The 24,337-nt window shown below is 68.0% G+C and carries 25 protein-coding genes; 10 read left to right on the top strand and 15 right to left on the bottom strand.

Going from position 1 to position 24,337, the window contains the following annotated elements; translation table 11 throughout:
• The first annotated feature begins 7 nt into the window (after positions 1-7).
• Entirely contained in the window at positions 8-817 is an 810-nt protein-coding gene (locus tag NJ1_RS14355; RefSeq protein WP_067693321.1) for an Rv1486c family protein, read from the top strand.
• Between the two features lie 241 nt (positions 818-1,058).
• The gene (locus NJ1_RS14350; protein WP_067693319.1) at positions 1,059-1,451 is read left to right on the top strand and encodes a VOC family protein; all 393 of its coding nucleotides are present in this window, start codon (positions 1,059-1,061) and stop codon (positions 1,449-1,451) included.
• A gap of 5 nt (positions 1,452-1,456) precedes the next feature.
• Here the strand turns inward: NJ1_RS14350 and NJ1_RS14345 are convergent, their stop codons facing one another.
• The 5 genes from NJ1_RS14345 to NJ1_RS14325 all read right to left on the bottom strand — a co-directional run bounded on the left by NJ1_RS14345 (position 1,457) and on the right by NJ1_RS14325 (position 6,329).
• Positions 1,457-2,170, bottom strand: coding sequence for a helix-turn-helix domain-containing protein (locus NJ1_RS14345; RefSeq protein WP_067693316.1), 714 nt, complete (start codon positions 2,168-2,170; stop codon positions 1,457-1,459).
• A gap of 56 nt (positions 2,171-2,226) precedes the next feature.
• Positions 2,227-2,718 carry a pyridoxamine 5'-phosphate oxidase family protein gene (locus NJ1_RS14340; protein WP_067693313.1) on the bottom strand — a complete coding sequence of 164 codons (492 nt, stop codon included), beginning with the start codon at positions 2,716-2,718 and terminating at the stop codon, positions 2,227-2,229.
• Positions 2,719-2,766: 48 nt separating this feature from the next.
• The gene (locus NJ1_RS14335; RefSeq protein ID WP_067693310.1) at positions 2,767-4,071 is read right to left on the bottom strand and encodes a class I SAM-dependent methyltransferase; all 1,305 of its coding nucleotides are present in this window, start codon (positions 4,069-4,071) and stop codon (positions 2,767-2,769) included.
• Positions 4,072-4,145: 74 nt separating this feature from the next.
• Positions 4,146-5,624 (bottom strand): FAD-binding oxidoreductase, encoded by a 1,479-nt coding sequence (locus tag NJ1_RS14330; RefSeq protein ID WP_067693926.1) that lies wholly within the window; start codon positions 5,622-5,624, stop codon positions 4,146-4,148.
• A gap of 108 nt (positions 5,625-5,732) precedes the next feature.
• Positions 5,733-6,329 (bottom strand): TetR family transcriptional regulator, encoded by a 597-nt coding sequence (locus tag NJ1_RS14325; RefSeq protein WP_067693307.1) that lies wholly within the window; start codon positions 6,327-6,329, stop codon positions 5,733-5,735.
• Between the two features lie 166 nt (positions 6,330-6,495).
• On the opposite strand from NJ1_RS14325, the gene NJ1_RS14320 reads away from it, so the two are divergent.
• On the top strand, positions 6,496-7,638 hold the full coding sequence (locus NJ1_RS14320; RefSeq protein WP_067693923.1) for an acyl-CoA dehydrogenase family protein: 1,143 nt from the start codon (positions 6,496-6,498) through the stop codon (positions 7,636-7,638).
• A 6-nt stretch (positions 7,639-7,644) separates the two neighbouring features.
• Here the strand turns inward: NJ1_RS14320 and NJ1_RS14315 are convergent, their stop codons facing one another.
• The 3 genes from NJ1_RS14315 to NJ1_RS14305 all read right to left on the bottom strand — a co-directional run bounded on the left by NJ1_RS14315 (position 7,645) and on the right by NJ1_RS14305 (position 10,750).
• The gene (locus NJ1_RS14315; protein ID WP_245717385.1) at positions 7,645-8,913 is read right to left on the bottom strand and encodes a SpoIIE family protein phosphatase; all 1,269 of its coding nucleotides are present in this window, start codon (positions 8,911-8,913) and stop codon (positions 7,645-7,647) included.
• The gene (locus NJ1_RS14310; protein WP_067693917.1) at positions 8,910-9,707 is read right to left on the bottom strand and encodes an alpha/beta fold hydrolase; all 798 of its coding nucleotides are present in this window, start codon (positions 9,705-9,707) and stop codon (positions 8,910-8,912) included. Before NJ1_RS14310 ends, NJ1_RS14315 begins: the two co-directional genes overlap by 4 nt.
• A 77-nt stretch (positions 9,708-9,784) precedes the next feature.
• Complete coding sequence (locus NJ1_RS14305; RefSeq protein WP_067693304.1) at positions 9,785-10,750, bottom strand: zinc-binding dehydrogenase; 966 nt, start codon at positions 10,748-10,750, stop codon at positions 9,785-9,787.
• Positions 10,751-10,832: 82 nt separating this feature from the next.
• On the opposite strand from NJ1_RS14305, the gene NJ1_RS14300 reads away from it, so the two are divergent.
• Positions 10,833-11,498, top strand: a complete 666-nt coding sequence (locus tag NJ1_RS14300; protein WP_067693301.1) for a TetR/AcrR family transcriptional regulator — start codon at positions 10,833-10,835, stop codon at positions 11,496-11,498.
• 154 nt (positions 11,499-11,652) lie between these two features.
• Here NJ1_RS14300 and NJ1_RS14295 read toward each other — a convergent pair whose 3' ends face one another.
• Positions 11,653-12,633: an alpha/beta hydrolase gene (locus NJ1_RS14295; RefSeq protein ID WP_218025196.1), complete on the bottom strand. Its 981-nt coding sequence runs from the start codon at positions 12,631-12,633 to the stop codon at positions 11,653-11,655.
• Positions 12,634-12,815: 182 nt separating this feature from the next.
• On the opposite strand from NJ1_RS14295, the gene NJ1_RS14290 reads away from it, so the two are divergent.
• A complete protein-coding gene (locus tag NJ1_RS14290) occupies positions 12,816-13,799 on the top strand; it encodes a zinc-binding dehydrogenase (RefSeq protein ID WP_067693298.1) in 984 nt (327 codons plus the stop codon).
• A gap of 68 nt (positions 13,800-13,867) precedes the next feature.
• Here the strand turns inward: NJ1_RS14290 and rph are convergent, their stop codons facing one another.
• The 3 genes from rph to NJ1_RS14275 form a co-directional block, all read right to left on the bottom strand.
• On the bottom strand, positions 13,868-16,495 hold the full coding sequence (gene rph, locus NJ1_RS14285) for a rifamycin-inactivating phosphotransferase (protein ID WP_067693296.1): 2,628 nt from the start codon (positions 16,493-16,495) through the stop codon (positions 13,868-13,870).
• A gap of 140 nt (positions 16,496-16,635) precedes the next feature.
• On the bottom strand, positions 16,636-17,823 hold the full coding sequence (locus NJ1_RS14280) for a cytochrome P450 (RefSeq protein WP_067693293.1): 1,188 nt from the start codon (positions 17,821-17,823) through the stop codon (positions 16,636-16,638).
• 100 nt (positions 17,824-17,923) lie between these two features.
• Positions 17,924-18,109: a hypothetical protein gene (locus NJ1_RS14275; protein WP_067693291.1), complete on the bottom strand. Its 186-nt coding sequence runs from the start codon at positions 18,107-18,109 to the stop codon at positions 17,924-17,926.
• A 501-nt stretch (positions 18,110-18,610) separates the two neighbouring features.
• On the opposite strand from NJ1_RS14275, the gene NJ1_RS14265 reads away from it, so the two are divergent.
• Complete coding sequence (locus NJ1_RS14265) at positions 18,611-18,952, top strand: hypothetical protein (RefSeq protein ID WP_067693284.1); 342 nt, start codon at positions 18,611-18,613, stop codon at positions 18,950-18,952.
• Positions 18,953-18,969: 17 nt separating this feature from the next.
• On the opposite strand, the gene NJ1_RS14260 is transcribed toward NJ1_RS14265, so the two are convergent.
• Positions 18,970-20,172 carry a cytochrome P450 gene (locus tag NJ1_RS14260; protein ID WP_067693281.1) on the bottom strand — a complete coding sequence of 401 codons (1,203 nt, stop codon included), beginning with the start codon at positions 20,170-20,172 and terminating at the stop codon, positions 18,970-18,972.
• A 192-nt stretch (positions 20,173-20,364) separates the two neighbouring features.
• On the opposite strand from NJ1_RS14260, the gene NJ1_RS14255 reads away from it, so the two are divergent.
• The 4 genes from NJ1_RS14255 to NJ1_RS14240 all read left to right on the top strand — a co-directional run bounded on the left by NJ1_RS14255 (position 20,365) and on the right by NJ1_RS14240 (position 23,185).
• A complete protein-coding gene (locus NJ1_RS14255; RefSeq protein WP_067693278.1) occupies positions 20,365-20,574 on the top strand; it encodes a hypothetical protein in 210 nt (69 codons plus the stop codon).
• A gap of 126 nt (positions 20,575-20,700) precedes the next feature.
• Positions 20,701-21,489 carry an SDR family NAD(P)-dependent oxidoreductase gene (locus tag NJ1_RS14250; RefSeq protein ID WP_067693275.1) on the top strand — a complete coding sequence of 263 codons (789 nt, stop codon included), beginning with the start codon at positions 20,701-20,703 and terminating at the stop codon, positions 21,487-21,489.
• A gap of 110 nt (positions 21,490-21,599) precedes the next feature.
• A complete protein-coding gene (locus NJ1_RS14245; RefSeq protein ID WP_067693272.1) occupies positions 21,600-22,511 on the top strand; it encodes an aminoglycoside phosphotransferase family protein in 912 nt (303 codons plus the stop codon).
• A gap of 266 nt (positions 22,512-22,777) precedes the next feature.
• Positions 22,778-23,185, top strand: coding sequence for a GtrA family protein (locus tag NJ1_RS14240; RefSeq protein ID WP_339380964.1), 408 nt, complete (start codon positions 22,778-22,780; stop codon positions 23,183-23,185).
• A gap of 7 nt (positions 23,186-23,192) precedes the next feature.
• On the opposite strand, the gene NJ1_RS14235 is transcribed toward NJ1_RS14240, so the two are convergent.
• Both NJ1_RS14235 and NJ1_RS14230 read right to left on the bottom strand, forming a co-directional pair.
• Positions 23,193-23,966 carry a helical backbone metal receptor gene (locus NJ1_RS14235; protein ID WP_067693266.1) on the bottom strand — a complete coding sequence of 258 codons (774 nt, stop codon included), beginning with the start codon at positions 23,964-23,966 and terminating at the stop codon, positions 23,193-23,195.
• The gene (locus NJ1_RS14230) at positions 23,963-24,322 is read right to left on the bottom strand and encodes a hypothetical protein (protein ID WP_157573958.1); all 360 of its coding nucleotides are present in this window, start codon (positions 24,320-24,322) and stop codon (positions 23,963-23,965) included. Before NJ1_RS14230 ends, NJ1_RS14235 begins: the two co-directional genes overlap by 4 nt.
• Positions 24,323-24,337: the final 15 nt, after the last annotated feature.

Raw genomic sequence — 24,337 nt, 5'->3', positions numbered from 1 at the left:
TCTAATCATGAGTTCCCCCAGTGCCACGCTGACGGTGTGGGCCGGCTCTTGGCTGGCCGGCCGCAGCGCCCCCGATGATGTGCTGGATGCCCTGCGCACCTGGGCTCCGCAGCAGACCGTGGCGGCCGGAGACCCGGTGACCGGTGGTCACACCGGGTTGCCGTGGGCGGACGACGAGACCGCCGACATCACGCGCGGCGCGGGAATCATGGTGCTGCTCAAGCTGATCCGGGAGACCCTGGAGGGTCCCGACGCGCAGTTGCGACTGGTGTTGCCGGTCTCGGGCGATGTCCGGGGACTGCCGGTGGGCACCGAATTCGCCGCTGCCGCAACCGAAGCGAGCGAGGGCCTGCTGGTCGGAAGTCCAGGGCGAACCGGTGTCGGACTCGTCCCGATCTGGACCGATGACGAGAGCCTGCAGTGGCGCGTCTACTCGACTGCGGTCCCCTTCGGCACCGAACCCGATATGCCACTGGGCGAGGCCGAGTTCACCATGCGCGAGGCCGTGCGCGAAGCCGCGGACGCGCTGCAACAACTGCACACCACCCGACTGGACTCCGGCGGCCCTTCCCCGCGCGATCTGGTCGAGGACGAACTCGAAGCCCATTCCCGACATCAGTACCCCGATTCGATGCCCCTGCGCGCCCGCCGAATCCTCGATACCGCCGATCAGGTCGCGGCCATCCTCACCGTCGCCGAGCGCGAACCCGCCTCCGCTCCCAGCTCCGCCACCGCGGCCGCCGCACAGGAATCCCTGCTGCGCCCGCTGTGGAACGCGATCCGCGCCGCCAGATTGGCCGCGGTACACGCCCGCTGACGCGGATGTCAGTGGCTCGCTCGGCGGTCGCTTCGTGCGGGAGAGGTGAACGATCGGCTTCGTTGCCTCGCCGGTCTCCTGATTCGGTTCACCCGCCCGCCCCACGGAACGGCCGAATCGCTGGAAGACCGGTCTGTGGTCGCTACCGCGCACTCGGTAGGGACTCGGGTGTTCCGCCGAAACGAGCGCGCTGTCCGATTTCTTCAAGACCGTGGAGCCCGGCGCGGCCTACGGTCGATGTATGACTTTTCGATTGAATGTTGTGGGCCTGATCGTGGCCGATATGGCCGCGTCCGTCGCGTTCTACCGACTGCTCGGGGTCGAGTTCGCACCCGGGGCCGAGCAGGAGCGGCATGCGGAGGCGGCGCTCGGGGGCGGAGTGCGCTTGACGCTCGACACCGAGGAGACCATTCGCTCGTTCCACCCGGAGTGGACGGCGGTGGCGGGTGCGGGCCGGATCGGTCTGGCGGTCGAATGCGAGTCGCCCGCCGCCGTCGATGCCGCGTTCGAGGCCCTGACCACCGCGGGCCACCACGGCGAGCTGAAGCCGTTCGACGCGTTCTGGGGCCAGCGATACGCGGCCGTGCAGGATCCGGACGGGAACGGCGTGGATCTGTATGCCGCGCTGAGCTGATCGCCTCAGGCACGCAGCAATCGGCTCAGGGGCATGCCGCTCAGATCGCGGATGTCCCGGGCCAGATGCGCTTGATCGGAGTAGCCGGTGCGAGCGGCGGTGTCCGCGAACGGGACACCCGCCCGCGCCAGGGCGAGCGCGCGCTGCATGCGCAGGACCCGCGCGAGCGTCTTGGGTCCGTACCCGAACGCCGAGAGCGACATTCGGTGCAATCGGCGCGGACCCAGTTCGAGGGAGTCGGCGAGCGCGGACACCGCGGAACCCGCGCGCAGTTCCGTCACGATACGGCGCAGGATCGGGTCACCGGGATCGGTGACGGCACTTCGCCATCGGGCGACCTGTTCGAGCCCGATCGCCGGACTCGACGCGGTCGCGACGATCTCGGCGGCGCGGCGGGTATCGGCCGCGGACCACATATCGGCGAGTTCCACGCGGCGGTCGCGGATTTCGTGCGCCGGGAAACCGAGCAGCGCCGGAGCGCTGCCGGGGTAGAAGCGAATGCCCGCGATCCGCGCGTGCGGCGCGGCGCTCGGATGGTGCGCCGTGGTGTCGGGTCCGGCGACGAACAGTTCACCGTCGATCCAGAGCAGATCCATCGAACCGTCCGGCAGCACAGGGGTATCGGAGTCGCCGGCCATCGTGCGGGTCCACAGCACCGCGCCGCTCACCAGGGCGGGCCGCTCCCGATATCCCTGTGGCGGAGCGCTGTTCGCAGGCATTGCATCAGTGCACTCGCTGCACGATTGCACGGTCCGCCCGGTCGTCATCGCGGCCATCAGTGCTTGCGCACCACACGTTCCGCCTCGCCGGGCTTCCAGATGGTGACGTCCATATGCCCGTCGATGACCTCCACCGACGACGCGCTGGACAGGTCCGCCACATAGAACGGCCGGAACTCCCGCCCGCGCAGATCGAGCCCGGTCTCGGCGAACAGCGCGTCGGCGAATCGCTGATGCAGCGCCGGGTCCTGTAGGTCGCGCACCTCGCCGAAGAGCTTGACGTCCCCGTCCCCGACGTTCGTGTCGACCGTGGCGGTGTGCAGGCAGAACCGCGGATCGCGGGCCAGGTCGTTGAACTTGGTGGTGCCGGGCATCCCGGCCACCACCAGCTCACCGTCGAAGATGCGCGGCTCGATCGGACTGATCCGCGGGAAGCCGTCGGACCTCAGCGTGCCGAGCATGCACAGGTTGCCGGTGGCCGCGTGTCGCCGGAGGAAGATCTCGGCGATGTGCGGCGCCCCTTGCACGAACTCCGTCCACGTGGTCATGCAGGCGACGGTACTCCCGGGGTGTGACACGGTCCCGTCGTGGGATCCTCAGCCCCACAGGCGCCGATTCGCGGGCATGCCGGTGGCGCCCTCCGGGTCGGGAACCACTCCCAGCACCTGATGCAATCCCAGTCCGCCGTCCTCGAATCCGAGCGCGGACGCCGCCATGTAGATGCGCCAGATCCGAGCCCGCCCTTCCCCGACCAGCGCGACCGCCTGCTCCCACCCGTCCTCGAGATTGGCGACCCACTGCCGCAGGGTGAGCGCGTAGTGCTCGCGCAGCGCCTCCACATCGCGCACTTCGAATCCCGCGCGCTCCATGGCCAGCAGGACCTCACCCACGTCGACGAGTTCTCCGTCCGGGAACACGTAGCGGCCCACGAAGCCGCGTGAGGTCATCGTGGATCCGCCGACCGAGGAGATCGCGTGATTGAGCAGTCGCCCCTCGGGCCGCAGCAGCGCGCGCAGCGTCCGGAAATACTCGGCGGCCCGCTTGGTGCCGACGTGCTCGAACATGCCGATCGAGGAGATGGCGTCGAACCGCTCCCCGCGCAGATCCCGGTAATCCGACAGCCGGATCTCGACCTGGCCGGACATTCCGGCCGCGGCCACCCGCTGCCGGGCCAGTTCGGCCTGCTCCCGGCTGATGGTCACCCCGACCACCTGTGCACCGTAGGTCGATGCCGCATGCAGTGCCATCGAGCCCCATCCGCACCCGACGTCCAGCAGCCGCATGCCCGGCTGCTGCGCCAGCCCGAGTTTGCGGCAGATCAGGTCGTGCTTCTCGCGTTGCGCGTCCTGCAGGGTGAGGCTCGGGTTCGGGGCGCCGCCCCTATCCTCGGGCGCGACGAATCGGGCGCAGGAGTAGGTCATGCTCGGGCCGAGCACGAGGCGATAGAAATCGTTGCCGACGTCGTAGTGGTGGCTGATCGCGGCGGCGTCGGTGCGCCGGGTGTGCAATTGTCGTTGCGGCCGTGCCTCTTCGGGCGGGAGCTCGGGGCGGCGACCGAGCGCACCCAGCTGCCTGGCCGCGCCCAGGGCGTGCCACGCCGCGCCTACCCCGAGGCGGGCATCGCGCGGCGCGGTCGATTGCAGTGCGCGCAACATCTGGAAGATATTGCCGTCCAGATCCACAGTGCCGGACACGAACGCCCGGCCCAGGCCGAGTTCCCCTGGCGCCCAGACCAGATGGCCCAGCGCCTCCTTCGACCGCAGTCGCATGGTGCCCGGATAATCACCGTCGGGCTTGATGGAGCTGCCGTCCCAGAACTCGAAGGCGATGGCGGGTGCAGGACCGAGCGCGGCGCGCAGGAGCGGCCGGAACGCGTCGGCGACAGATGCCTCGTTTCCCATTTGTCCACTATGAACCGATCCCAGGTCGATTCCGTGGAGTTGACGCTCGGATGTCGGCCGTGCCCGACCGGTGCTCAGATCTTCGACACCGATTGGGCGAAGGTGAATACGCCGTCCGGGTCGTAGTGCCGGGAGATCTCGGACAGTCGCTGTGCGTTGCCGCCGTAGTACGCGCTCGGCCAGTTCGACATGGTGGTGTCGATGTAGTTCACCACCCCGGTGCCGCCGACCAGATCCCCCAGCCCGTCCCGCACGTCGCTCACCGCCGCACGCGCCTGCGGGGTGGTCGCGCCGACGTAGATCTGCGCCGAGGCCAGCGCGCCCCGGTAGGCGAAAGCCGTGTCGGCGGCCGGGACTCGGGCCGGAGCGCCCATCAGGCTGTCGAGCAGTACATCCAGCCCCGTGCGTCCGGTGAGCAGCGCGGTGAATCGGTCCGGATCCGCGATCGGTCCGGTCAGCATTCGGGACGAGGCCATGAACGATTCGCGGCCGAGCACTCCGGTGTCGTTCCAGCTCGGTCGGCACTGGGCCACCGAGTAATTCGCGCATCCGCCGAAATAGCGCATGGCGGGCAGATAGTCCAGGGTGTCGGTGTAGCGGGCGGTGGTCGTGGCTCCGGTCGCGGCGATCAGCCGGTCGATCTGGGTGTTCATCTCGGCTTCGGCGCCGACGAAACAGCCGTTGATCCGGCAGGTCGGTGGCGATCCGGCGGAAATGCCCAGGGTGGACCAGAATTCGTCCGGGGCGTTCGCAATGAAGGACTGCCACGCGCCCAGCACCGCGCTCAGCGATCCGGCGGGGAATCGGATCTGGAATACGGCCAGTCGCTGCGCCGGAACTGTGCGGAAGGTCAACGAGGTGACGATGCCGAAGTTTCCGCCGCCGCCACCGCGCAGCGCCCAGTACAGGTCGGGTTCGGAGTCGGCGCAGGCGGTGCGGATCACACCGTCGGCGGTCACGATCTCGGCCGAAAGCAGGCTGTCACAGGTCAATCCGTACTTTCCGGCCAGGACACCGATGCCGCCGCCGAGGGTGAGTCCGGTGATGCCCACGGTCGGGCACGACCCGCCGGGCAGGCATCGGCCCTGCTGCGCGAGTCCGGCGTACACGTCGATCAGCCGGGCGCCGGCGCCGATCACGGCGGTGCCGTCCGCGCGGACCTCGACTGATTTCAGCTCGCCCATATCGGCGATCAAGCCGCCGTCCGGGGTCGAGTAGCCCGCGTAGCTGTGTCCGCCGCCGCGCGCCGCCAGCGGAATTCGGGTCGCGGCGGCCTCGATGCACGCCTGCACGTCCGAGACGTTCGCGCAGCGCACCACCCCGGCCGGTTGCCGGGTGTCGAACATCGGGTTGTAGGCCAGTTTCGCGACGGCGTAGCCGGGATCGGCGGGCAGAGTCAGCGCGCCGGTCAGCCGCTGCCGCAGCGCGCCCCAATCCACTTCTGCCCCAACCGGTTCTGCCGAGGGTCCACTCATCCGCCAGGACACGCCGAGCGCCGCGCAGCCGGCCCCCAGCCCGGCCGCCCGCAGGACATGTCGCCGAGAAACAGCCATCGCAATGCCTCCCCCGAGGCTGCGCCGACCGGTGCGGTACGCGGTGGCCGGGCGCAGATACGAACTCTTATGGTCCTGTATCGCGTTGTCCGGCAAGGGCGTTTCGACTCAGCCGAGAATTCCGTCGGCCAATCGAGTCCAGTCGGCGAGAACCTGCTTGCGGCGCAGGCGGTCTCGGCCGACCATCTCGTCGAGGGTCGCGCCGCGGACCAGGTTGATGGTGAGCCAGAACGCCGTTTCCAGGCGCTCCCTGGGCACCTCGACCAGGAGGCCGCAGGCGTCCATGATCTCGATCGTCAGATCATGTTGCACGCGAAGCATATTGCGGCGCAGTTCGCGGTCGTTGGCGATGCCCACGTACAGCTCCACCGAGGCCTTGCCGAGTTTTCCGGCGAACGGCGCGGTCACGCATTCGACCAGCACCTCGCCCGCGGACGCCGTGGCGGACAACGTCTTGGTGCGCCGCGCCAGCGCTTCTCGCTGACGCTGGGTGAGATGTTCGATGGTCTGCGCGAAAAGTTCCTGCCGCGTGTGGAAGTGGTGCAGCTGCGCGCCCCGGGTGACACCCGCCCGCGCGGTGATGTCGGCGATCGACGCGCTGGCGTACCCCACCTCCGCGAGGCTGTCGATGGCGGCGTCCAGCAGCAGGGCCCGCGTGCGCAGGCTCTTCTCCTGATGCTTGTTCGGGGGTAGGTCCGATACCACCCGGTCAGTGTATCTGCCGCCGATAATTGCGTGCTGCCTTGCACGCAATTGGATGCAACACGTAATGTGACGTGCACCCGCGACAGGCAGGGACCGCTCGACGGCCGCGAGACCACCGGCCGACGCCGCACGCCCTGCCGCGCCCGCTCACCGGAGAATGGAAGCCATGCCTGTCGACCGCCTGCTGCCCACGTCCGAGGCCCGCGATCTGCTCGAGCTGACCCGCGACATCGCCGACAAGGTGCTGGAGCCGAATGTCGTCGAATTCGAGAAGCAGGAGCGCTATCCCGAGGAGGCGTTTCGCGCGCTGGGCGCGGCCGGGTTGCTGAGCCTGCCGTATCCGGAGGAGTTCGGCGGCGGCGGTCAACCGTACGAGGTGTACCTGCAGGTGCTGGAGGAACTCGCCGCGCGCTGGGCCGCGGTGGCCGTCGCGGTGAGCGTGCACAGCCTCTCGTGCCATCCGCTCTTCGCCTACGGCAGCGATGAGCAGCGCGCGAAGTGGCTTCCGGACATGTTGTCCGGCAACCTGATCGGCGCGTACAGCCTCTCGGAGGCGCACGCGGGTTCCGATGCCGCGGCCCTGCGCTGCCGGGCCGTCGAGGTCGACGGCGGCTTCCGCATCACCGGCCAGAAGGCGTGGATCACCAACGGCGGCAAGGCCGATTACTACACCCTGTTCGCCCGTACCGGCGAGGGCTCGCGCGGCATCTCCAGCTTCCTGGTGCCCGCCGACACCGCGGGGCTGTCCTTCGGCAAGCCCGAGGAGAAGATGGGTCTGCGCGCCGTCCCCACCACCACCGCCGCGTACGACGACGCCTTCCTGCCCGCCGACCGCCTCATCGGCGCTCCCGGCCAGGGCCTGTCCATCGCCTTCAGCGCCCTGGATTCCGGACGCCTGGGCATCGCCGCGGTGGCCACCGGCATCGCCCAGCGCGCCCTCGACGACGCCGTCGCCTACGCGAAATCGCGAGAGGCGTTCGGCCACCCCATCATCGATCACCAGGGCCTGGGCTTCCTGCTCGCCGATATGGCCGCCGCCGTCGACTCCGCCCGGGCCACCTATCTCGACGCCGCCCGCCGCCGGGACGCCGCCCTGCCCTATTCCCGCCAGGCCAGCGTCGCCAAACTCGTCGCCACCGATGCCGCCATGAAGGTGACCACCGATGCGGTCCAGGTCTTCGGCGGCTACGGCTACACCCAGGACTTCCCCGTGGAGCGCTACATGCGCGAAGCCAAGATCACCCAGATCTTCGAGGGCACCAACCAGATTCAGCGTCTGGTGATCGCGCGATCCCTGGCGAACAACTGAGCCGCCTCAGGTGTGCCGGTCGCCGGTTGTCACCGGGACGCTGAGGGCGAGCAGGGCCGTATCGTCCTCGACGCCGTCCCCGAATCCGCGCAGCAGTTCGACCAGTGCCGCGATCAGGGTCGCCGCGTCGGTCGGGCCGGCCGCGGCGAGGATATCCATGAGCTGGTCCTCGTCGAACCGTTCCCGGCCGTTGACGCGGGCTTCGGTGAGGCCGTCGGTGTAGAACAGCAGCGTGTCTCCGGGGCCCAGATGTATTTCGGCGCTGGCGAATACAGCCTCAGGGATGGGTCCGACCAGCATCCCGCCGGGCGTCTCGACGAATCGTGTCGTGCCATCGGCGCGAATCAGCAGCGCGGGCGGGTGGCCACCGCTGGCGAGGGTGAGGGTGGCACCGGAGGCGTCGGGGGTCAGGGAGCCGTAGATGACGGTGCAGAACCGAGGGTCGCTGCCGTGATATTCCTGATTGAGCACGGTGTTGAGGTTGTGCAGCACTTCGACCGGGTCCGGGTCGTAGACCGCCGCCGCGCGCAGGGTGTAGCGGGTCAGGGAGGTCACCGCGGCGGCCTCGGGCCCTTTGCCCGAGACGTCGCCCAGGAACAATCCCCACGTCTGCCCGGTGAGGGGGAACAGATCGTAGAAGTCCCCGCCGACTTCGTCGCGGGAGGCCGGATGGAAATAGGCCGCGACGTCCACCCCCGGGACGACCGGCAGGGTGGGAGGCAACAGGGTGCGCTGCAGGGTCGACGCGAATTTCTGTACTCGCTCGCGCTCGAGTTCCGCGGTACGGCGGGCGCGCAACAATTCCTGCTCGTAGGCGCGGCGGTCACTGGCATCGAAGATAGTGGTGCGAATGAGCTGCGCGGTGCCGTCGGGACCGGATTTCACCACCGAGGTCACCAGGATCGGTAGTCGGGATCGGTCCGCTCGCCGCAATTCCAGGGCCAGGCCACCGACCTGACCGTGCATGGCCAGCATGGGCGCGATATGGGTTTCGTAATACATCCGCCCGCCCACGGTAAGCAGATCGCTGAATCTGCGGCGACCGACCAAATCCTCGCGGCGGTAGCCGAGCCACTCCAGCAACCTCGCGTTGACCTTGGCGATGGTGCCGTCCATCAGGGTGGACAGGTATCCGCACGGCGCGTTCTCGTACAGGTCCTCGGCACTGTCCTCCAGCAGCGCCGAGAACTCCGGGCTCGCGGGGCCGCCGGGCAGCGGCTCGTGATAGGCGTCGCCGATCTCGCCGCTCACCTCGTCTCCGGTCGGGGCCATCATCGGCCGGCGAACTCCGCGATCGTCGCGGCGGTGAGTTCGGGCGCGCTGAGCTGCGGGCAATGCCCGGTCGCGGCCAAGGTGACCAGCTCACTGCCTCGGATCCGGTCGTGAACGAACGCACCGACTTCCACGGGTGCGATGGCATCGTGGGCGGTCTGGATGATCAGAGTGGGCACGGAGACGTCGGTCAGGTCCTCGCGGTTGTCGGACAGGAACGTCGTGCGCGCGAAGACGCGCGCGATCTGCGGATCGGTGCGGCAGAAGCTCTCGGTCAGTTCCCCGCCGAGCTCGGGACGCTCGGGGTTGCCCATGATCACCGGCGCCATCGTCGCGGACCAGCCCAGGTAATTGGAATCGAGGGAGTCGAGCAGTTCGTCGATATCGGCGCGGCTGAAACCGCCCCGGTACGCGCCGTCGTCGATGTAGCGGGGCGAGGGCGTCAGCAGCACCAGCTTCGCGAATCGTTCGGGCGATCGGTTGGCGGCCAGCACCGCCATCATCGCCGCGACCGAATGCCCGACCAGCACCACCTCGCGCAGGTCCAACTCCGCGCACAGATCGAGAATGTCCTGCGCGTAGGCCCCCAGATCGGAGTACCGTTCCCAGGTCCACGCCGAGGTGTCCGAGCCACCCGCGCCCACATGGTCGAACAGCACCACCCGGAACCGTTCGGCAAGAACCGGAGCGACCAGCCGCCACAGGTGCTGATCACACCCGAACCCATGTGCCAGCACCACTGTCGGCGCACCCGCAACGCCGGAGATCACGACATTGTTCTTCTCCTTCACACTCACCGACCCCATACTGCCACCACGGGGATTCCGGCGGCCGATGCTCGGCCGCCGTTCCCGCAACGGCCTCCGGAGGCCGGTCATGCCCCCGAGGGGGTGAGCACGATCCTGCCGAACACCTCGCCGGCCTCCATCTTTCGATGCGCCAGGACGGCCTGGACCAAGGAAAGTACTTCGTGCACAACCGCTTTCAGCTCACCGCGGCTCGCGGCGGCGAACAGGTCGGCGGTCGCGGCGCGGCGATCGAGCGCGGGCACGGTATCGGCGCTGAACGTCGCGAACGACAGCGATTGGCGAAACGCCGCGATCATCGCCGTGCCGAAGTCCGCCGGCGGCGGGCCCGCCATCACGCCGACGACCACCATGCGGCCGTTCGGCTCGAGTCTGCCGAGGAAGGACGGCAGATCAGGACCCGCGACGATATCGATGATGACGTCGTAGGCCGCGCTCCGCGCTCCCTCACCGGCACGATCGAGCACATGCGTGGCGCCGAGCCGGCGCAGACGCTCGCCGCGCGCGGATGAGGAGGTCGTGACCGTCACCGAACCGGCGCCGGCGCGCGCCGCGAGCTGAACCGCCGCGACGCCGATTCCGCCGGCCGCGCCGCGCACCAGCACCGACTCACCGCGAACGAAATGCCCATGGCGCAAAGCGAAGTGGGCCACCATCGCGGAACTGCCGAGGGTCACCGCGTCGGCCGGGGCCACGTTCGGCGGAAGCGCGACGATCGTCGCCGCGGGGGCGACGGCGAGTTCGGCGTAGCCCCCGCTCTCGCCGGTGAACGCCCACACCCGCCGACCGATCCACGCGGTGTCGGCGCCCTCCCCCACCTCGACCACCGTTCCCGCGACCTCGCTGCCCGGAATCCGGCCCGGCGTGACGCCGTAGGCGGCGAGGACGCCACTGCGGATCAGGGAATCCACCCCACCCACGCCGATCGCCTCGGTCCGGATCAACACCTGCCCGGGCGCCGGAACCGGATCCGGGAGCTCGACCACCGCGAGCACCTCGGGCCCACCGAACGCCTGATTCATCACTGCCCGCACTGCTGCCTCCATGGTGTTTGCGAACGGAATCGATCAGCGGACCGTAACGGACACCCCCGTCCGTTTAGCTAAAGTGAGAGCGATGACCACCCGTTTGCCTCACACCCAGCGTTCGGATGCCCGCGACAACCGCGAACGCATCCTCGACGCGGCGCGCGAGGTGTTCGTCACCGCCGGCCTGGAGGTTCCGATGCGCGAGATAGCCCGCCGCGCCGACGTCGGCCCCGCCACCCTCTACCGCCACTTCCCCACCAAGGAACTACTCGTCGCCGAGGCCTTCACCGAGCAGATGCACGCCTGCCGCTCGATCATCGAGGAAGGGCTGGCCGATCCCGATCCATGGCGCGGGTTCTGCGGCACCGTCGAGAAACTCTGCGAACTGCAGGCAGGCGACCAGGGCTTCACCGCAGCCTTCATGGCCACCTATCCCCGCGCGGTGGATTTCACCGCGATCCGCTCCTCATCCCTGACCGCCGCCGCCGAACTCATCCGGCGCGCCAAAACCAGCGGCCACCTCCGCGCCGACATCGCCGCCGACGATTTCGTCCTGATGATCATGGCCAACAACGGCATTCACGCCCCCAGCCGGTCGGCCCGGATAGCCGCGTCCCGCCGCTTCGCGGCGCTCATGATCAATGCCTTCCGCACCTCCCCCGATCCCTCACCCCTGCCGCCCGTGGCACACCTGATACCCGCATTGTTGCCGCCCGGGCCGAACCCGTTGTGCAGCACGATCCCTCGGCCCTGACCTGGGAGCGGCCCGGGAACGCCGGTGTCATCATCGAACGGCCGAGGGAGTCCGCGCGCGCGACCTCGGATCAGCCGCTGACCGCGCTCGCGAGTCCCCCCGTCATCGTCCGAACCGGATCACGCCGCGCCGGACGGTCCGTCGACCGGCCCGCTCAGGCGCGATTTCGGTCCTGGTCGGGTTGCGGGGCGAAATAGGTGGCGGCCGCGTGCCGGAACCAGCGTTCCCGCGACCGCAGGGCTCGCCTGCTCACCTCCGCGCGCGGCACCAGACGGTCGAATCCGTGCCAGCAGCCCGGATAGATCTCGAAGTCCACCGGTACGCCGCAGGCGCGCAATCCATCCACGTAGGCGAGCGTCTCGTCCCGGAAAGGTTCCAGTTCGCCGACATAGGTGAATGTCGGCGGCAGGCCGCGCAGGTCGACCGCGCGGGCCGGTGCGGCGTATATCGGAACACGCTGTGTCCCGTGCAGATCGCGAAGGTACATCTTCCAGGCGGCCACCAAGGTGGCAGTGTCGAGCAGGGGCGCGTCATTGTCACGAGAGGACGCCGTGCACACCCGATCGTCGATCATCGGGTAGATCGGCATCTGGAAGGCGATGTTCACTTCACCGCGGTCGCGCGCGAGCAGTGTCAGCGCGGCCGTGAGTCCGCCGCCGGCGCTCTCACCCGCGACGACCAGTTGGTCGAGACGAAGACCGAGCCCGGATGCGTTGTCGCGCATCCAGATCAGCGCGGTGTAGCAATCATCGAGCGCCGCGGGGTACGGCTCGTCGACGCTTCGCCGATAGTCGGGGGCGAGGATGACGCATCCGGTCTCGCGGACCATTCGGCGATACACCGCGACATCCTGTTCGGGCCGGCCCAGAAAATAGCCGCCACCGTGCAGCCACAGCACGCCGGTGGCGTCGGAAACCGGTTGCCGCGGCGAGTAGACGAGTATCCGCAGCCGGGTGCCGTCGCCCCGCTCGATGCGGAACCGCCGCACCCGCATCGTTCGCGATACACCGAGGCGCGCCAGGGGAACGACCGCGTCGACGAGCGATGCGATGCGGCGCAATCGCCGTTCGTCCGGCGAGGACATCAGTCGGCGAATCCATCCACCGGTGCGCCGCAATTGCTGGTCCATCGTCATGTCGCCGGTATGCAACACAAACCTCCCGAAACTCTGGGCGACGCTATCACGGGCCCGAACCGATGACAGACATCTGTCCAGACACCGATCGGCGCGTGCGGCGAGCGCGGGTCACGCCGGGACGGACACCGTGACCGATAGGCTGAGTTCCGATCCGATCCGAGGCAGGCTGAGGAGGACGAATGCGAGCGGTTGTGATCGATCGGTTCGGCGAGCCGGAGGATGTGCTGGTGGCGGCGGACCGGGCGGTGCCCGAGCCCGGCCCGGACGAGGTTCGGATCGCGATGATCCTGTCCCCGATCCACAATCACGACCTGGCCATCGTGCGCGGCGTGTACGGCTACCGGCCCGAGCTGCCCGCGATACCGGGCACCGAGGCCGTCGGCAGGATCGATGCCGTCGGATCCGGCGTGACCGGGCTCGAGGCCGGTCAGCGGGTGACCGTCTCGGGAGTGAACGGCACCTGGGCCGAGCAGTTTCTCGCCAAGGCGACGCAGGTGGTGCCGGTGCCCGACGCGGTGCCCGACGAGACCGCCGGGCAGCTGCTCGCCATGCCGTTGAGCACTTTGATGCTGCTGGAGGACCTGGCGGTGGAACCCGGTCGATGGGTGGCGATCAACGCCGCCAACGGTGCGGTGGGGCGGTTGTTGAACACCCTCGCGCGCGAACGCGGCCTGCACGTGCTCAATCTGGTTCGCAGCCCCGAGGCCGTGAAAGCGTTGCAGGACATAGGTTTCGAGCCGGTCGTGGACACCGGGTCGGTGGGCTGGCTGGAGCGGGCAGCCGCGATGAGCGGTGGCGAGCCGATCGTGCGGGCGGTGGACCAGGTGGGCGGCCGCGCGGCCGACGACCTGCTCTCGCTGCTCGCGCCGCACGGCGAGCTCGTGTCCTTCGGGGCGCTGTCCGGGCAGCCGCTCACGCTCAACACCGGCACGATGATCTTCAAACAGGCTGTGGTGAAGGGATTCTGGGGTTCGAAGCGGATCGAGGAGATCGGCGCCACCGAGCGACGACGCCTGATCGGCGAACTGCTCGGCATGGCAGCGCGCGGTGTGCTGCGGCTCGAGGTCGAGACCGCGTACCCGCTGGAATCGGCGGCGGAGGCGGCCGCTGCCAGCGAGCGGCCCGGGCGCAACGCCAAGGTGGTGCTCACCGCGGGACGATGACCGTGACCGCTGCCGAACCCGAAAGGTTCGGCAGCGGTTCGGCTTTCATCACGCGCACACGGTGCGCCTCATTCGTCCGGCTGTGACAGGATTTGCACGTATCCCTCCGTGCCGTCGACCCGGATGCGCTGGCCGTCACGGATCAGGCTGGTGGCGTGTTCCACGCCGACGACGGCGGGCAGGCCGTATTCGCGGGCGATGACCGCACCATGCGTCATCAGGCCGCCGACCTCGGTCACCAGGCCCGCGATCGCGACGAACAGCGGGGTCCAGCTCGGGTCGGTGTACGCGGTGACCAGAATGTCGCCCGGGTCGAGATCGGCCTGCGCGATGTCCGAGATAACGCGGGCGCGACCTTCGATCGTTCCGGCGGACACCGCCATCCCGGGCAGCGCGCCCGCGGGCAGGTCCTGGTGGCGATACGCGCCGGTGAGGGCTCGGCCGTCGGAGGTGAGCACTCGCGGCGCGGTGAGTGCCTGGTACGAGCGAAATGCCGCCTTCCGTTCGGTGATGAGCTCCGCGCTCACGCTGCGGGTGCGGACCACCTCGCGCAGCTCGTCGAATCGCAGGTAGAAGATGTCCTCGGGATCGCGCAAAACGTCCGCCGCCACCAGACGGCCGGCCTCGCCCATGAGGGCCTGTTTGTAGAGGAAGTAGCGGACGATCATGGCGTACTTCGGATACTCCCGATAGCCGGAGAACGTCCGCACCCGATCGATCATCTGCTCGGTCTCCTCAGCTTTTCGCTCCCCGTCCGGCAGCGCGCGCAGGCATTCGAGGATCCGCGCCTTGTTCTGCTCGGCGTCGCGCAGACCGTCCTGGAAGCGCTGCGGGCCCGCTCCGGGCCCGAAGTTCTTGATATTGCCGAGAATCGTGGGCACGAGCGTGGCCGGGTTTTCGCTCCAGCGCGGCCTGGTGATGTCGATCTCGCCGGCGCAGCGCATGCCGAACTTCTCGAGGAAGCCGTCGAACGCGGCTCGCGCCTCGTCGCCGCCGGGATATCCGGCCAGCTCGTCCAGGAAGTCGTGGTCGGTCGCACCGTGCTGTTCGATCTGCCGCAGGTGCGCGACCACGGCCGGATGGGGCCGGATGGCATCGGCGACATCCAGCAGCGCCAGCCCCATCTCCGAGGTCACGTTCCCGGGGACCGATTGGGTGAGCGCGTCGGCGGAGTTCTTCTCCCCCAGCCATTCTCGCAGCCGGTCGTTGAGCCACGTCGAGGCGTTCATCGCGGTCGTGATCACCTGCAGACTGCGCGGAGTGAACAGCACCCGCTGCAAGTGCTGGATATCGGCGTGAATGAAATCGAGCAGGTCCGGACCGGACACGGTCCGGATGTCTCGTGTCAGCGCGGCGATGGAGGCTTCGGCGGCGGCGGTGAGTTCGGCGACGATCTCGGGATCGGCCGCGAGCGGCTCGGCGGCGGAAGCGGCCAGCGCGGCGGGGGCGACGGCCGAGTCTTCCTGTGTCGCAGCAGGAATGAAGTCGGCATCATCGAGCACGATTCGCAGTGCGTCGCCCATCAGCGGATCGGATGTGCCGAGCCCCTCGACCAGAGCGGTGCGGGTCTTCGCCGACGACAGCATGTCGGTGACATCCACGAACAGTCGGCCGCCCGCCTCGCGCATCGGCGCGCGGCTCGTGAGCTGCCACACCGAAATCCCCAGCGGCTTCATCGCATCGGTCATCATCTGCTGATGTCCGACCGAGACATAGACGCGATTCCCGCGATCGGCGGCGACCGGAATCGGGAACAGCGTGGTGATCGGCCGGCTCTGCACGATGCGGAAATTCGGGCCGTCGAGACACCATTCGATGTCCTGCGGGCTGCCGAAATGCGCTTCGATGCGGCGCGCCGATCGCGCGAGTCCGAGCACCTCCGCATCCGACAGCACCGGTTCGTCGCGACGGGCCGACTCGATCTCCCGCACCCGAGTTCCGCCGGTCGGCACCGGTTCGATCAGGAGTTTCTTGGTCGCGACCGTTCTGTCGACGATGTCACCGTCGCGCACCCGGTAGACGTCCGCGTTCACGAGGCCCGATACCAGCGCCTCGCCGAGGCCGAAGCCCGCGTCGATGGAGACGACCGTCCGGTCGGAGGTGACGGGATCCGCGGTGACCGCGATGCCGGCCGCACGCGGGAACACCATCCGCTGCACGACCACACCCATCCGAATCATCGAGTGGCCGAACCCGTTTCGCAACCGATAGGTGACCGCGCGCTCGGTGAACAGCGAGCCCCAGCACCGCCGGACATGCTCGAGAATCGCCTCCGGTCCCACCACATTCAGATAGGTGTCCTGCTGCCCGGCGAACGACGCGGTGGGCAGATCCTCGGCCGTCGCACTGGACCGGACCGCATAGGCGCCGTCCACACCGAGGCGCGCATGCGCCCCGACGATCGCGGCCGCCACCTCCTCGGGGATCGCGAGTTCCTCGATCGCGTCCCGGATCTCCGCACTCGACACCCGAATCGCGTCCCGATCGTCCGGCTCCACCCGCGACAGCGCGTCGATCCGCCCCTCGATCGCCGGTGCGCCCTCCATGAACCGCACGAAAGCATCCGTTGTCACGCAGAACCCCTCGGGCACCTCCACACCCTCTACGCGTGACAATTCACCGAGATTCGCACCCTTCCCCCCGACCACCGCGACCCGCGTCCGGTCGATCTCCTCGAAGCCGAGCACATAGCTCATTCGCTACTCCTCACCTGGTGGTTTCGGCGTTCGCGAGCGATTATGAACCACAACCCGCTTCCTCATGAGGCCCCCGGATCGTGTATAAAATGAAAAGGGGATGGGGAACAGCAGGCTCATACGCAGTCACGCGTGCCTCATCACTCCACGGCGTTGCCGACGTGGCCCGGCCGCAAATCGAGCCGCGCGACCGCGACCCGGTCAAGCAGTCCGGCGTCGCGCCGCCATTCACCCACTCTCGCCGGTCCGAGATTCCGTGCGAGTTCCCTCAGCGCGGTCCGCATCTCGAGACGAGCCAGGCTGTCCCCCAGACACCGATGCATCCCCACACCGAATGCGATGTGCCCGCCGGCGTTCGCTCGCGCGGGCTCGAACGTGTCGGCGTCGAGGCCGAACACCGCCGGATCGCGATTGGCCGCGCCCAGCGCGAGGTGGATCGGCTGACCGGCGCTGAGCGCGGTACCACCGGTGAGGGTGACCGCACGGGTGGCGTACATCGGCACCAGCGTGAAAGGGGTTGCGTAGCGCAGGGTCTCGTGTGCGACCGCGTCGAGCCAGCGATCGTCGGCGGCAGCGGCCGTGTGGAGCACATCGAACTCGACCGCGAGGCCGAGCAGCAGGCAGATGGCCGTCGCCGTGGTGCTCAGCCCGGCCGCCCAGCAGCCCCACACCAATGCGTCGCGCTCGTCCCGATCGATGGTCCCCGCGGCGCAGGCGGCCGAAAGATCGCTCAGCAGACCACTGTCCGGCTCCTGGTCGAACAGCCTCTGGAAGAACGCTCGCAGCGCGGGCGACTCCGGCTCGAGCGCCTCGAACCCCGGTCGCCGTTCATAGGCCTGCACCTCCTCCCGGACGATCGCCGCCACGTCGAGCGGCAAACCCAGCAGCGAGGAGACGACTCGCGACGACAGCGTCGAGGAGAATTCCACCAGATCGAACTCACCGGAACCGTTCTCGAGACCTTCGCGCACGCCCCGCGTGGTCAGCTCGCGGACGGTCGTCTCCAGATCCGCGATGGATCGCCTGCCGAAATAGTCAGCGAGCAGCCCGTGCAGGACCGCATGCCTGCCGGGCGACCCATCCACCCGCTGATCGCCCTGAGTCCACGGAAAGAGCATATTGAGATGCGGCCGCGCGGGCGTCGGCATGCCCAATCCCCCGACGAAGTCGAGTAGATAGCTGAAATCCGTTGTGAACGCGCCCTTCTTCTCCAGTCGGAAGATCTCCACCACATCCGACATACGAGTGAAATGCAGTATCCCCTGTTCCTGGAACGGCTCGGTCGCGCAGTAGAAGCGGGAATCACGGGGAAGATCGGACGGCCTCATGGAATTCTCTTTTCACAGCCGGTTCGCACAACCGGATGGATTCAGCGACTCGCCCACACCGCCGCTCACGTTTCGCACGTAGTCGCCTCGGCAATGGCGCTCAGGCGGCTTCCGGATGCTCGTCGATGCGCCGGTGCCGCCCCGGAGCCGAGGTCGTCGACGACGGGTCGACCACGGGCAGTTCGATGGTGGGGTCCTCGACCAGGGCGTGCAGTCGCGCGCAGAACGCGTCGACGGAGCCGTATCGGGCCTGGACTTCGGTCAGCAGCTTCTCTATGTCCGACATCGATTCCCCACCTGTTCTCACGGCTCATCCCTGCGAAGAGGTTGAGGGAGGCCCGGTTTCACCCGAAAGACTCCCGGACCTCCACCCCTCGACCGATCTGGACGCCAGCCCACCAACGCAAGATCGACGATCACTCTAACCACGAAAACATCGACATCCCAGCTAATGTCCGAAAAGACCGGTTTGCTGGGGTGGAAGTGGCCAAATCGCCCGCGCGCAGCCGACCGGCAACCCATCAGACATCGAGGCCCGCGACCGCAATATCAACGGCGAGATGACCCGAATCCGCGAGGAGTTGCACTGATTCGGCCGTACCGAATCCTGGGGCCCGGTCGACGGATCCGGTTCCGGCAACCGTGCCGAACCAGAGAACCTGAGGCTGCCGAGGATCGGCTTCGGCACCGGAAGGACGACTCGGAAGTACAGTGCGTTCGACCGGCCCGTCCAGGAGGTCGGCACCGCCTGCCGAGGGCCGGCGCATCCAGATCCCGGGAGGTATCGATGGGCACGACGGTGACCGATGAGCAGATTCAGGCTCTGGCGGCGACCGCGAAACCGTTCAGTCTGGCGCTGCTGCGGTGGGGTCCGGAACGCGGAAGGTCCGACGCGGACTCGATCGAACTCGAACACCAGCGACGAATGGTGTCATTGCGTGCGGACGGAGTGATCGCCGTGCTGTGCCCGGTCGCCTCGGACTCGGTGGCGGGCGTGGCGATCATGACGGTGTCGGCCGACGCGGCCGCGGAGATCATGAGCGAGGATCCTTGCGTGCGAGCCGCGATGATGACCGTCGAGGTGCATCCGTGTCACGGCTTTCCGGGAGACGCCCTCCCGGCCACGTGATGCTTCTCCCCTGCGCCCTACCAGGCGACAGGCAGCGCCTCGGGACCGCGAACGAGTAGGCCCGTCTTCCAGGGCACCTCGTCGACCGGTATCGCCAGCCGCAGGGTCGGGAAGCGGCGCAGCAGGGTACCCATCGCCACCTGGAGTTCGAGGCGGGCGAGTTGGGCGCCGAGGCAGTGGTGGGCGCCGTGGCCGAATGCCATGTGGGGGTTGTCGATTCGGGTCAGGTCGAGATGTTCGGGATCGGTGAAGACGGAGTCGTCGCGGTTGGCGGACTGGGTGTTGACGAACACCGCCTCGCCGGCTCGGATCGTGATGCCGCTGAGTTCCACGTCCTCGGTGGCTATTCGGGCGAACGCGCCGCCGGAGCCGAGCTGAACGTGGCGGAGTAGCTCCTCGAGGGCGGACGGCAGTAGATCGAGATTGCGCCGCAACAGATCCCACTGCTCGGGCTCGGTGAGAAGCACGTAGGTGAAGTTGGCGATCTGGTTGGCCGTGGTCTCGTGTCCCGCGATGAGGATTCCGATGCCGAGGTTGACGAGTTCGGTTTCGCTGAGGCGGTCGCCGTTGTCGCGCGCCTCGACGAGAGCGCCCAGCAGATCACCGGTGGGTTCGACGCGGCGGTGCGCGACCAACTCCGCCAGATACTTTTCCAGCTCGGCGCGAGCGGCGGTGATCTGCTCGCGGGTGTAGGCGGTGGTCGACAGAATCGCATCCGAGAAATCCCGGAAGCGATGCTGCTCGTCGGCGGGCACGCCGAGCATTTCGCAGATCACGGTGACAGGCAGCGGTAATGCGAAGTCCCGCACGATATCCGCGGGCGCACCGGCCCTCTCGATCGCGTCCAGCCGCTCGTCCACTATCTGCTGGGCGCGCGGACGCAATTGCTGGACCCGCCGGCCGGTGAAGGCTTTGGCGACCAGTTTGCGCAATCGAGTGTGTTCCGGCGGATCCATGCTGAGCAGCGAATCCGGACGTGGCGGTTCGGGTGTCGCACGGGGAACATCCTCCCGACCGACTGCCCTCGCCCGGCTGAAACGCGGATCGGCCAGCACCTGGCGGACGTCGTCGTAGCGGGTGATCAGCCAGCCGTCCCCACCGTAGGGCAGGCGGATCCGCGCTACCGGTTCCTCACGCCGCAGCCGCGCCAGCAGCGGATGGATGTCGAGACGAACCGGTGCGCCGAATGGATAGTTCCGCACCTCGAAGTCGGTGGTCATCGCGCTCTCCCCTCAGGTGTCGAGCGGGCCCCTCACGGGTGAATCGTTTCTCTAGCTAAGCTAAACCGCTTAGACAGGCGCGTCAACGAGCGAATTCGTCTACCCGGCTGGGCAATTCGCGTCGACGCAGGAAACCCGGCGCTTCCGCGCGACAGCGCATCCACGGCAATGCGGGTCGATTACAGTGGCCGCGTGGGATCCACCGAATACGCGCCCGGCGATGTCATCCACTTCCCGGAGGGCCCCTTCGTCGGAGTCTGCGGCGTCGTCCGCGAAGTCGACATCCGAAACGCCGAGCTGCGCATCGACTTCAGCGAGGGCCTCACCCATCGCGAGGGCAACGTGCTGCGAGAGCGACGGCATCAGCTGACGGTCGGATTCGACGAGGTCGAACTGCTGTAGCGAGACTCGCGGTGCGGTTCGCGGATCACATCCGGGAGCTGATCCGGCCGCGACAATAGACTCGGCGGCGATGGACACACCCGCCGTGCACCCGTGCGGTCCCCCAACTGCGAGGGAGTCACGCTCGTGAAGATCGATCTGACCGGCAAGACCGCACTCGTCACCGGCTCCACCCAGGGCATCGGGCTGGCCATCGCCGCGGGGCTGGCGGGCAGCGGAGCTCGGGTCGTGGTGAACGGGCGCACGCCCGACCGCGTCGAGAAGGCGGTGGCGGAACTGCGGGCGACCGGGGCGGACGCCTCCGGGCTGACGGCCGATGTCGCCTCCGCCGCCGGAGTCGATCGGCTGGTGAAAGAGCTTCCCGCCGTGGATGTTCTGGTGAACAACCTCGGAATCTTCGGGGCGGTGCCCGCATTCGAGATCACCGACGAGCAGTGGAGCACGATGCTCGAGGTCAATGTGCTCGCGGCGACGCGATTGCTGCGCGCCTACCTGCCCGGCATGATCGAGCGGGGCTGGGGGCGCGCGATTCAGATCGCCAGTGACTCGGCCGTGGTGATTCCCGAGGAGATGATCCACTACGGAGTCTCCAAGACCGCCCTGCTCTCGGTGTCCCGCGGCTTCGCCAAGGCCGCCGCCGGAACCGGGGTCACGGTCAACTCCGTCATCGCGGGCCCGACCCACACCGCCGGTGTCGAGGACTTCGTCTACCAACTCGTGGACCGCACCCTCCCCTGGGATCAGGCTCAGCGCGAATTCATGCGCACGCACCGCCCGCAATCGCTGATCCAGCGCTTGATCGAACCGGAAGAAATCGCCAATATGGTGGTCTATCTCAGTTCTTCCTTCGCCTCCGCCACCACCGGGGGCGCCCTGCGCGTCGACGGCGGCTACGTCGACTCGATCCTTCCGTAACGACTTCCACGACCGCCCCGTCCGAACCCGCATCGCGACAAGCACTTCCGGCGATCGAGCGCGTCTATGAGTGAGCCGCTGGTAACGGTGCCCTGATTACGTTGGTTCTCATGACACACGCCGATATCGAGGTCACTGCGGAGTTGGTGCGGGATCTGTTGCGAGAGCAGCATCCCGACCTGGCCGGGCTCACCGTGCGACTCGGAGCGCGAGGGTGGGACAACCAGATCTGGCGGGTCGGCGATGAGCTCGCCGTGCGGCTACCGTGGGCGACCGAATCCGCGGATGCGTTGCTGCACAAGGAATATGACCTGGTCCCCGGGATCGCACCGCGGCTTCCGCTCCCGATCCCGGTGCCACAGCGCCTGGGCGAACCGTCCGAGAGGTTCCCGCGCCCGTGGATCGTCACGACGTGGGTGCCGGGCACACCCGCCGATCGCGCCCCGGTGACGAACGGGTCCGAGTCGGCCGCCATCCTGGCCACGTTCTTGACCGCGCTGCACCAACCGGCCACCGGCGAAGCACCCGCAGGCAGGGACCGCGGCGGACCGTTGGCGCGGTATTCGAGCGGTTTCGAGAAACTGCTCGCCTCGACTACCGGCAAGGGGCTCGTCCCCGCCCCGGACGCGGTTCGCGCGGTCTGGGAAGACGCTGTGGCAGCACCGGTCTGGGACGGTCCGCCCATCTGGCTGCACGGCGACCTGCACCCGGCCAACGTCCTCACCACCGCGGGCACCATCAGCGGCGTGATCGATTTCGGCGATCTCTGCGCCGGTGATCCGGCCTGCGACCTCGCCTCCGCCTGGATCCTCCTGCCGAACGGACCGGACGATCATTTCCAGGACGCCTACCAGCCAACCGCAGATGCCGCGACCCTGCGCCGCGCTCGCGGAAACGCCGTCCTGCGCGCACTTGCGGGGATGCTCATCGGTGACGCGGGGGTTCACGGCCTCCCCGGGGGTAAGGCGACCTGGGGACCTCCGGGGTGTGCGTCGTTGCAACGGCTTGTGGGTGGTGCCTAGTGCGGAGTGTCCGTTGTGCGGGAGGTGCCACCCGGCCTCCTGCTCCATTTTCGCGCACCTACCGACGGTTTCCCGCCGAAATCGTCCTCGGAGTGGAGGTTCAGGCCGGTTCGGAGCCGCCGGCACACTCCCGGCACCTCACGAACGATCGTTCGCCCACTGATCACCTACATGCCACTTTTCGATGCGACCCTCGAGGGGTGCGGGAGGTTGCGAGGGCTGAACGAATTCACCTGGTTCGGTGGTTCCATGCGTTGTGCGAAGGGGTGACCGCACGACTGCCGTTCGGGTTGGATCGGGTGGCGCCGGCGACCGTGGTGGGGTATCTGCTGGTCAGTTCGGTGACGTTCGCGGCGGATCTGCTGATGCTGACCCTGCTGCACACGGTGTTGCGAGTGGCGTTGCCGGTCGCGATCACCGTCGCCTACGTGATCGCGTTCGGGCTGGCGTATCTGTTGAATCGGACGCTGAATTTCGCGTCGCACGCACCGGTGGGACCGCAGGTCGCGATCTACGTGGTGGTGGTCGCGGTGAACTATCTGATCTTCATTCTCGGTGTGACCAGCGGCCTGTCCGCGCTCGGCGTCGAATATCACCTGGCCCGGATTCTCGGCGGACTCGGTGAGGGCGTCTATATGTACAGCGCGATGCGGTGGATCGTGTTCCGGCGCTGAGACGCAGCTACCCGGAGTTGCCCAACGCTCGCGACAGTTGACGGGTCAGTACACCGCGTGAGGTACGGAGCGAAGGTCCGTACCAGGTGAGGCCGCGACCTTCGACCAGGGCGACCGGTAGGCCCGGGAACGACTCGGGCCCATCGGTTTCGGTGAAGCGATACGGCTCGTCGGGGAGAACGGCGAGCGAGACCCCTTCCGTGAGTTCTTCCAGCGACACCGTCGGGTAGCGGCCGGGCCGGTCCAGATGAACCAGCCGCAGGCCGAGACGGCGCGCGAGGTCACCGGTGAACGTGTCTCGTCCGACGACCATCCACGGATCGCGCCAAATCGGAATCACCGCATCGATCATCGGTGCGGACGGCGGCGCCTCCCATTCGATCTCGGCCTGCCGCAACCACTCCGGTGCCGGGACGTTCAGCGCCACGGTGAACAACCTGGTCATGGACGCGAACGCCTCGTCCAGGGTGCGGATCCTGGTCACCCACACCGCGATTCCCGCATCCCGCAGCCGCTCGACGTCGATCCGCCGATTCTCCTCCTCGTTGCACACCACCAGATCCGGTGCGATCGAGACGATTTCCCGACAATTCGGATTCTTGGTGCCGCGCACGCGAGCAACCTCCAGATCACCGGGGTGCGTGCACCATTGCGTCGCACCGACCAGCACACCCGGGCAACTCATCGCGATCGCCTCGGTCAGTGACGGCACCAGGGATACGACCCGGCGCACCGGCCGTGGAAGGGCAACGGCCGCACCGAGATCGTCGAACGAATTCATCCCTCCGCGATCACCCCGGCGTCCGCCAGGTTCTCCGCCGCGTACCGTGCGATCGTCAATGCCTGCCGCGCGGTGGCTTCCGGATGCGCCGACCGCTGCTCCAGCGCGGCGCGTATGCGTTCCAGTGACAGCGCCGCCTTGCCCGCCGCCTGCCGCAGAGTCTCGTACCGATCGTCGAGATCGTGGTAGCCCAGGTCCAGTTCTCCGTACCGGTGATGCAGATCGGCGATCAGATTCAGCAGATCCTCGACCTCGTGAGTGGTCAGTGTGAGGTTCGGGTGCTCCTCACCCGAGAGGATCGCGTCGCCCGCGATCTCGGCGCAACGAGCGTGCAGTACTTCGAGAATGTCAGGCACACAGATCACCTCCCA

Source organism: Nocardia jejuensis NBRC 103114 (assembly GCF_001613145.1).
GTDB lineage: Bacteria > Actinomycetota > Actinomycetes > Mycobacteriales > Mycobacteriaceae > Nocardia > Nocardia jejuensis.
The sequence above is the reverse complement of the archived record's forward strand: the minus strand, read 5'-3'. Positions and strand labels throughout refer to the sequence as shown.

Coding starts and splice junctions, on each gene's coding strand:
- NJ1_RS14320 (WP_067693923.1), top strand. CDS start 6,496: ATGCCTGTCGACCGCCTGCTGCCCACGTCCGAGGCCCGCGATCTGCTC.
- NJ1_RS14235 (WP_067693266.1), bottom strand. CDS start 23,966: ATGAATTCGTTCGACGATCTCGGTGCGGCCGTTGCCCTTCCACGGCCG.
- NJ1_RS14350 (WP_067693319.1), top strand. CDS start 1,059: ATGACTTTTCGATTGAATGTTGTGGGCCTGATCGTGGCCGATATGGCC.
- NJ1_RS14290 (WP_067693298.1), top strand. CDS start 12,816: ATGCGAGCGGTTGTGATCGATCGGTTCGGCGAGCCGGAGGATGTGCTG.
- rph (WP_067693296.1), bottom strand. CDS start 16,495: ATGAGCTATGTGCTCGGCTTCGAGGAGATCGACCGGACGCGGGTCGCG.
- NJ1_RS14280 (WP_067693293.1), bottom strand. CDS start 17,823: ATGAGGCCGTCCGATCTTCCCCGTGATTCCCGCTTCTACTGCGCGACC.
- NJ1_RS14330 (WP_067693926.1), bottom strand. CDS start 5,624: ATGGCTGTTTCTCGGCGACATGTCCTGCGGGCGGCCGGGCTGGGGGCC.
- NJ1_RS14315 (WP_245717385.1), bottom strand. CDS start 8,913: ATGATGGCCCCGACCGGAGACGAGGTGAGCGGCGAGATCGGCGACGCC.
- NJ1_RS14340 (WP_067693313.1), bottom strand. CDS start 2,718: ATGACCACGTGGACGGAGTTCGTGCAAGGGGCGCCGCACATCGCCGAG.
- NJ1_RS14275 (WP_067693291.1), bottom strand. CDS start 18,109: ATGTCGGACATAGAGAAGCTGCTGACCGAAGTCCAGGCCCGATACGGC.
- NJ1_RS14295 (WP_218025196.1), bottom strand. CDS start 12,633: ATGACGATGGACCAGCAATTGCGGCGCACCGGTGGATGGATTCGCCGA.
- NJ1_RS14345 (WP_067693316.1), bottom strand. CDS start 2,170: ATGCCTGCGAACAGCGCTCCGCCACAGGGATATCGGGAGCGGCCCGCC.
- NJ1_RS14260 (WP_067693281.1), bottom strand. CDS start 20,172: ATGACCACCGACTTCGAGGTGCGGAACTATCCATTCGGCGCACCGGTT.
- NJ1_RS14265 (WP_067693284.1), top strand. CDS start 18,611: ATGGGCACGACGGTGACCGATGAGCAGATTCAGGCTCTGGCGGCGACC.
- NJ1_RS14300 (WP_067693301.1), top strand. CDS start 10,833: ATGACCACCCGTTTGCCTCACACCCAGCGTTCGGATGCCCGCGACAAC.
- NJ1_RS14355 (WP_067693321.1), top strand. CDS start 8: ATGAGTTCCCCCAGTGCCACGCTGACGGTGTGGGCCGGCTCTTGGCTG.
- NJ1_RS14335 (WP_067693310.1), bottom strand. CDS start 4,071: ATGGGAAACGAGGCATCTGTCGCCGACGCGTTCCGGCCGCTCCTGCGC.
- NJ1_RS14245 (WP_067693272.1), top strand. CDS start 21,600: ATGACACACGCCGATATCGAGGTCACTGCGGAGTTGGTGCGGGATCTG.